Raw genomic sequence first — 7,908 nt, forward strand, 5'->3', positions numbered from 1 at the left:
CGAGGCCGCTGCAGCCGCTGGCTCTTCCACGTGGGGCTTTGCCTGCACGGGTTCAGCTGTCGGTTGTGCGGGTTCAGCTGTCGGTTGTACGGAAGGCGCCGATTGGTTCGGAGTTTGAGCTTCAGGCTGGGAAACCGCAGAATGACGGGCCGGCGAAGGGTCTGACTTCGGTGCCGGAGGAATGTGCACTGCAGGTGCTTGGGTCTGTTTCTGCGGTGTAACAGCTTGCGTCGATACCGACTGAGGTTGAGTTGCTGGTACCTGAGTTTGAGGCTGTGCACTCTGTTGCTGAGCAGCCGGAATGGCAGTTTGGGCAGCGGGGGCTGCGGGCTGAGCTGCAGGCTGAGTAGGAGTCTGGAAAGTAGCGGGAGCGGAAGTCTGAGGAGCTGTGCCTAGCGAAGCCGAGCCCTGAGGAATCGCACCGGGTGCGCTGCTCTGCTGGCGAGCTGCCTTTGCTGCTGCCTTTGCGCGCTTTCGCTCATCGCGCTCGCGGCGCTTATCTTCACGAGTGCGTTCGCGCGTCGACGGAGCTGCCGCCTGTGCCTGTTCATCTCCCGATGCTTGGTCAGTATTCTTGGAAGCGGAAGAGAGGCGACGAAGAACGAAAATAACGAGTGCTCCAACCACCAGAACACCAGCTACGACGCCACCGATAATCCAGATCAGTGACGATGAGAACGAAGAAGAAGCCGGCGTCGAAGGAGCTGTACGGTTGCGGTCAGGCGCAGTTGGTTCAGGAGCGGGCTCGGGCAGCGGGCTAAGGGTGGGAATATCAGTTCCAAATTGCCCATTCACTGTGGCTGCGCCCTGATAGGAACTCGTCTTCTTACCGTGGACTGCGACCTTTCCGGTGGGCTTTTGCCACGTCACGATCTGATTAGTCGGCGAGTATTCGTCGGTGCCACGTTTTGCGCGGTCTTCGTCGTGGAACTGGGCACCTTCAGAGGCAGTATCAAGTTCGAATACCAGCGGGCGGACAGTGATGAAACCAATATCGCGCTGGCGGCCCAGGAAGTCAGTGTCTTTCATCAACTGGTCTGCAGAATAGACCAAGGTGAAATCGCCCTGTTCGGTCAGCGAATAGTACTTTCCGACGGCATCCCCACTTTCGAAGGGTGGGAAAACCGAGCAGCGAGTGAAGTTATCACCCTGCGCGAATTCGATGCGGTAGTCGCCATTCCCATTCGAGAAGGATTTACATTTTCCCTCATCAATTTGCTTGGAACGGTCGTAAATGTCGAAAGCCTTGCCGACACTTCCCTTGTTATAGACGCTCAAAGTCACGGAGACGGTCAGATCTGAATTAGCTGCCTGTGCGCTCGTCGCTGTTGGCAGAACGAGCGCTCCGGCAAGCACAAGTGCGGCTGCCGTCGAGTACAAACGCTTCATTGAGACATCCTTCGAAATTGAATCAAGCTTCTGCAAGCATATCGAATTGTTTTAGTGTGGCAAAAATGCTGAAGCAGAGTGCTCAGTTAGTTGGCGGTCCGTAGGGATTTCTCGGTGAATCTCCATGAGCCCCGGGGAAATCAGTAGGCGTAGAACCCGCTTTTTCGGAGTCTCCCTGAGCATCGCCTATTGCATCCGATTCGCCTTCCCACTCCGTCGCAAAAGGATTCTGGGAAGTGCGAGCAGATGATCCCATCGCGCTTGGAATAGAGGAGGAACTCAAGGGGGATGGAGCTGTGGGAGTCTGTGTTTTGGACTTAAGCTTCTGACGCCTATCGAACCATGCACGCACGAGACCGATTACGAATGCTGGAAATAAGATGGTCATCGTCATTACTAGAACCAGTCGGCTGAATGATCCTTGGGAAGAGGACGATGGTGATTGAGTCGTGGGCGAACTTGTAGCGGTAGCGCTGCGCGCGTACTGGGCGTCTTGAAGATTCGTTGGCATGGGGACTGCGACAACCCCATTGAAGTTTTTGCGTTCGATGGTGTGGGAATACTTCGTTTTTTCTACAATTCCCTCAGCAGCAAAGGTGGGTGTGTGAATATTTAGCCACTCCACGGAACTGAAGTTGGGGTTGCTGTCATCTAGCTGAGCGCCGCTGCTGGTTTTAATGAAACGCATGTAAAACCCTGAAAGTGTGACGCTCTGACGTGCGACGACTGTATTTTCGGGAAGACCCAAAGACAGCTTCTCCAAGGTCAGTGGTGACGTAGCGAATGTTAACTTCCCGTCTTCGTCGATGCCGACATAGGGATTCGCGTATCGGTTAAATTCTGTGGAGATAGAGCAATCGTTCGAATATGTTGCGTGAGTAAAGGTCACCGACGACCAATCCAGCGTAACGGGAGAAGCCTGGCAGGCCTCTTCAGTCAGTGTCTTCGAGAAATCGTGCACCGTTACTTGATAGCTGACCGAATTTGGTTCACGAATTGTGAAGTCTTCCTCAATTTTTACTTCGTTTTCTGCGCTATAGCCGGGGGTAGTGGTAAAAAGCGACAGCACGATGACAGATGCACACACAGCCGCCCAAGTCTGCAGGCGGTGAAGGTGTCGGTGATCGGGGTGCATAAATTTTCCTCAAGGTGAGCTGAGATCCAAGGATGTGTGAGCAGTAGTGGTCGATTTAATCCGAAGGGTTACGCCACTGCGAATCGAAAGGATTGTGAGGTTCTTGAACGGTCGGGGTGGGTGTAGGGGGCGCCGAAGACTGAGCTTGGTAGTCGGAGGGGACAAGAATCCCCGCCTGAGTCTTATTGCGATCTGGATCCTTCTTGAGCATGTACATGATGAAAAGAAGCGGCATTCCCAGGCCGAATATGGGGAAGATGACCCGGCTGATGAGCCACCCAAGACTAAAGCGCCACGGTGCTGGCGAACTTGCTGAAGGTGAAGGAGTGTATGGCGTCGGCGCCGCAATAGTGCGTGAATGCGGAAAATCTGTCATTTCGGTCGGCACAGGAACAGCCGTAAGTTCGTTGAAATCTTTGCGTTCAATCGGGTGGGAATAAGAAGAAGAACCTTGGATATATCCTTCGGCACCGACGACCGAACCGAGGTCATTAATCCATCTCACCGAATCGCTCGTAGGATCGCTCTCCACAAGTTCCGAGCCTTTTGTGCCCTTTGTGATGGTCAGGTAGGGGCCGGTGAAGTCAACTCGACGTGCTATCACGGAAATGTCTTCAGGAAGCCCAAGGGAAAGGTCTTTGAGCTCCAGTGGAGCCGTAGCAAAGGTCACCTTTCCATCCTGATCGACGCCAACGTACGGGTTTGTTGCACGCTTAAAATCCGTAGTAATTGCGCATTGGTTCAAATATGAGTCATCGGTGAACCGAGTCTGAGACCATTGCTGGACCATGGGAGATGCGTCGCAAGCGTCTTGAGTGAGCGTCTTTGAATAGTCGATAACCGTAATGGTGTGACTGACATTGCCGTCCGACAAAATAATGAAAAACTCTCTGATCTCCGCCTGATTGCGAACAGCATGAGTGGGTGTTGCCCCGAAGAAGGAACAGGAAATCATGAGCACACAGGCCGCAATGCTGAGCAAAATGCGGTTTCGTCTGGAAATAGATGCTCTCATGAGTAATTCCTTAGTTTTCGCGATTTCCTGCGGCTGTGATTACGTAAGTCTGAAGTCATTCCTCCGGTGGCGCAAAACGATTGCGTCCCTCTGAGGCCTTGTTTGATGAAGTTCCGCCCTGCGCGGAAGGAGAATACCCGAAAGGATCATCCGCGGCCTCGGCTGCCGACGCCGCCTCGGGAATCGAAGGAATGTCCGGGGTACTGGACGCAGGTTCAAGGGAGAAGGGATTGCGTTCCAGTGAGGTCGGGGAAGGGGAGGACTCGGGATAGTGGAGGGCAGTGGAGGCCTCGGCCTCGGCCTCGGTAACGGGCTGAGAACTCACATCAAAAGAATTCTCTGAGCTTGGCTGGGCAGGCGGTCGAGCTGGCTCGTAGTACTGGGGAATACTCAATGGCGACGGCTCTGCTTTCTTTTGCTTCTTCCTCTTCTTCTTTTTGAGTGAGTCAAAGCCCCAGACAATCGCGATAAAGATGATGGCTATCGGAAGACCACCGTATTTTTGAAGCGAACTCAAGATGGTGTCAAAAAACGTAATGACGTCAGGCGTGGAGCTTGAATTCTGCGAACTTGTTGCACGTCGCGACGCGGCTTTGGACGGAGCCGAGGTCGCTTGATTGACGGTAGTGAGGTCACTAGGAACATCAACTGGTGAAATACCCGCGCGCTCCGTGCGGCTAATCGGTTGGAAATTTGAGTGCACCTTGAGCGTGCCAATAGCTGCGACGGGAGCATTCAGTGCATCGCCGCTCCACTGAACAATGACGGTGTGATTGCCGCCATCGGTAATAATACCCTGCGATGAAATCTGGGTAACTGCGGCGTTCGGTGCGCCTAAACTGATGGAACGCGTGCCTTTGATATCTGTATCAGCAGGGAAAGAAAGATGGAGGTCCTCAGCAGTTACCGGGCGTGTGGCAAAGGTGAAATCGCCCTGTTTATTGATCGCTAGGTAGGGATTATTGCCCATGAATTTTGCGCTAATCCTGCAATATGACTGGTTATTGTCATTTGAGAAGGTTGTTTCCGCGCCGAGGTTCGTCTGGGGAAGAGAACGACATGCCTCTTCGGTCATTGTGTGAGAGGAATCCGCGATGTTGAGCTCATAGCTGATGAATCCGATATCGCTGAAGGTGAAGCTCTCGAAAATGGTGACATTGGCATTGTCAGCAAGTGCAGGTGTCGCCATCAGGGTGGACGCACCGCCGGCAACGAGGAACGTACAGGCTGACATACCCAGCAGGCGCGCCACGCGTCGCATCAGAGTAGATCGCATATGAGTCCTTCCAAGATCGTTGCCGAGGCTGTGGCCAGTCTAGTGTGAGTGGGCCCTCCTGTGTGGGGTGAGGTTGGGGAGGACTCCAGCTGTATTCCTAGAAAACGCTCAGTTCTTTGGCGGCTCAAATGGGTTGCGCCAGCCGGTTGAAGAGGGAGAAGGCGGTTGCGAGCCCGTGGAGGGCGAACCCTGGTAGGGCGAAGTGGGTGCTGATCCCACCTGTGGGCCCATACTGGTCGGCGTATAGGTGCCTGCGGGTGTCGACGAGCCGTATGGTTGGGGGAAGGGCACTCCAGCTTGGTATGAGGTGAAACCGCCTTGGTAGAGGCCAGCCTTCTTTTTCCTCCTGCGTGAGATCAAAACTGCAGAAATCGCCACGAGAACGGCGGTGATGAATACACAGGAGAAAAGAACCAAACGCATGCCTGGAGTTCCAAAGAGTGCGCGCCCTAGCGCCCCGGTTCCTTGGGCATTGCTGGACGGAGTCGTGACAGTGGGAGGCTGAAGATTAGCGGGCACTTCAACAGCACTAATGCCGTTAAAGTCCTCGCGTTCTTGAGCGTGGAAACGGTCGTCGATTTCCACCGTTCCTTCGGCGGCGACCACTTCTTCAGAAACCTCATCCCAGTGAATGGTGTCGCCAGAATCATCGCGACGCACTGAGGCGCCTTCGCTCACGAGCGATGTATTCAGGTTCCTCCCCGTCAAAGAAAACCGGTGCGAAGAAACAACAGTATTGCTGGGAAGACCGAGGTTGAGGTTTTCAATTTTCACAGGTTGTGCGGCGAAAGTGACGTGTCCGCTTGAGTCAACCGCCACGTAGGGATTCTTGTGTCGGTTGAAATCGGTTTCGATGCGGCAATAGTTGTAAGAAGAATTGGCTTCGAATTCGACAACCGACCACTGTTGAGCCAAGGGGACTGCCTCGCAGGCAGCTTCGGTCATGGTTTGAGTGCGGTCAAAGACCCATATCTCGTATTGGCTACGTCCGCTACCGCGTACGTAAACGCTTTCAGTAATCGAGACCTCTTGCTCTTGAGCATGAGTAGGGGCGGACAAGCCAATCGTGACAAGGAATCCACACGCAAAAGCGCAGGCAAGGAAAGAGTGCGCTGTCGGCCTCGGGAAAGAAAAAAGCATGAGGTGCTCCTAGAGGGAATTTCGCCAGTCGGTCGAGTACGGGTCTGGTGCCGAATCCGCGGCTTCTGCCGGACTTGCCGCTGAGGGCAGGGAAGAAGCAGGATCAGGGGCCGGCGCGTAGGGGTTGTACGGCTCCGAAGACGTAGCAGGTGAGGGCGAAGCCGGAATCTGCGAGGCCGAGGCCGGCTTGGAATCGCTGGGTGCGAGGCAGGGATCGGCGGGCGCAGTACCGTACGGCGTGCTCGTTGAGGGGGCCGATGATCCTGTTGAGAACGCGCTGGCAGAGGGATCTTTTTGGCTCACGCTCAAGGGGCTTGGCGTCTGGGAAGAAGCTCCCGGCTCGCTTTGGGATGGAAGCGGTGTAGGAATACGTACTGGGAACCCGCCGCTCTGGTATTTGTTCTTGCGACGTCGGCGAGCGGAATACCTTGTAATAAACGTCGCACCGCCAAAGACGACGATCGCTGGGAGCAAGCGAATGATCAATTGCCCGAGGCCGGATGTCATTCCCGGGGTGCTTGAGCCTGAAGACGCCGACTTCGAAGAAGGGGAGGGGCTGCTAGAGCTGCTTGCGTTTGCTTTGACAGTAGAGGAAGCGTCTTTCAGATTTCCGGGCATATCAACGGCTTCAATACCTTGAAAGGTCTTGCGTTCTTGGGTGTGGAAATCGTTGTCGACGTCGATCGTCCCCTCAGCAGCGACGACATCCTTTCCGATATTTTTCCAGGAGACCTTATCACCTGTGCTGTCCAGGCGGGTTTCCGCTCCCTCTTTCACCCGTGTCGCGTGGAACCCGCGCCCCGAAAGGCTCACGGACTGGTAGGTGAGAGTCGCGTCCTTGGGAAGTTCAAGACCGAGGTCTTCAAGTGCGATGGGGCGAGCGGCAAAAGTTACTGTTCGATTCTGATCGACAGCTACATAGGGATTCACATGGTAATTGAAATCGGTTTCGATGGTGCATCGAGTTGAGGTTGGTGAGGCGCTGAAGGTGACGCGAGACCACTCCAATGCCACGGGGAGAGACTCGCAGACTTCCTCACTGAGGAAGTTGGACTGCTCGATGAGTGAAAACTGGTGAGTGACACGTCCGTCAACTCGGATCCAGAAAGTTTCGGAGATACTGAAACGGTGGCCGGCTGCATGAGCTGATGGGGCATTGATCACTGGCACAGCCATCGCCAAAGCGCACATGCCGGCAAGAGAGAAGGACGCAACTCGCTTCGTCAAAGGGAAAGACATGTCATGCTCCTATGAGGGGTTAACTGTCGTCGGGGCGACCGCGGCTGCGCGCGGTCGCCCCGAAAAGTATTCACAAGTGAGAGCGAGCGCTGCTCAGGCTTGTGGGTATTGTCCTGGTTGCTGGCCTTGCTCAGGGTATTGGCCGGCTTGTGGCTGCTGGGGTGCCTGCGGGTACTGAGTTGCCTGCGGGTACTGGCCCTGCTCGGGGTATTGACCGGGCTGAGGCTGTCCTGTCGGTGCCGGGTACTGGCCGGGCTGAGGTGCCTGCGGGTACTGAGCTTGCGGGTACTGGCCCTGTTGCGGGTATTGGCCGCCCATGGGCTGGACGGGGTATTGGCCCTGTGGGTATTGGCCGCCTTGGGGCTGGGCCTTCTTGCGGTTGCTCATGACAACGAATGCGCCAATGCCGCCGATGACAATGATTGCCAGGACCAGCAGGAGGATTCCCCTCGAGCCGGAAGAAGAGGAAGAGGAGGTGGAGTCAGGTGTTGAGGATGCGGCGGTGGTCGAGTCGGAGTTTGCTGAGGCGCTGCTTGTCGAGCTGCTCTTCGCTGTTGAGCTCGCTGTGGAAGAAGCAGCTGCTTTGCCGTTCGTGCTGCCTTCGACCTTGACAGCGGTCTTGACGTTTGACCACGTGACCGTACCCGTTGACTTGTCGATCGTGCCGCCATTATCGGCAGAACTGGGAACCAAGCCGCCAGCAAACTTCGCAGT

6 protein-coding genes and 1 pseudogene are annotated in these 7,908 nt (G+C 55.2%); all 7 read right to left on the bottom strand.

What is annotated here, in order from left to right; genetic code table 11:
• Nucleotides 1-1,389 (bottom strand): hypothetical protein (locus RW023_RS08235; RefSeq protein WP_399499531.1); only part of this gene is annotated, 1,389 nt, incomplete at its 3' end.
• Nucleotides 1,390-1,471: 82 nt separating this feature from the next.
• Complete coding sequence (locus tag RW023_RS08240; RefSeq protein ID WP_315580734.1) at nt 1,472-2,524, bottom strand: hypothetical protein; 1,053 nt, start codon at nt 2,522-2,524, stop codon at nt 1,472-1,474.
• Between the two features lie 55 nt (nt 2,525-2,579).
• Nucleotides 2,580-3,539 carry a hypothetical protein gene (locus tag RW023_RS08245; RefSeq protein WP_315580735.1) on the bottom strand — a complete coding sequence of 320 codons (960 nt, stop codon included), beginning with the start codon at nt 3,537-3,539 and terminating at the stop codon, nt 2,580-2,582.
• Between the two features lie 55 nt (nt 3,540-3,594).
• A complete protein-coding gene (locus RW023_RS08250; protein ID WP_315580736.1) occupies nt 3,595-4,815 on the bottom strand; it encodes a hypothetical protein in 1,221 nt (406 codons plus the stop codon).
• Between the two features lie 108 nt (nt 4,816-4,923).
• On the bottom strand, nt 4,924-5,955 hold the full coding sequence (locus tag RW023_RS08255; RefSeq protein WP_315580737.1) for a hypothetical protein: 1,032 nt from the start codon (nt 5,953-5,955) through the stop codon (nt 4,924-4,926).
• A gap of 9 nt (nt 5,956-5,964) precedes the next feature.
• Nucleotides 5,965-7,194, bottom strand: coding sequence for a hypothetical protein (locus tag RW023_RS08260; protein WP_315580738.1), 1,230 nt, complete (start codon nt 7,192-7,194; stop codon nt 5,965-5,967).
• 93 nt (nt 7,195-7,287) lie between these two features.
• Nucleotides 7,288-7,908: pseudogene (locus RW023_RS08265) on the bottom strand (hypothetical protein); the annotation flags it as partial.

The organism is uncultured Actinomyces sp., assembly GCF_963542285.1.
Taxonomy (GTDB): Bacteria; Actinomycetota; Actinomycetes; order Actinomycetales; family Actinomycetaceae; genus Pauljensenia.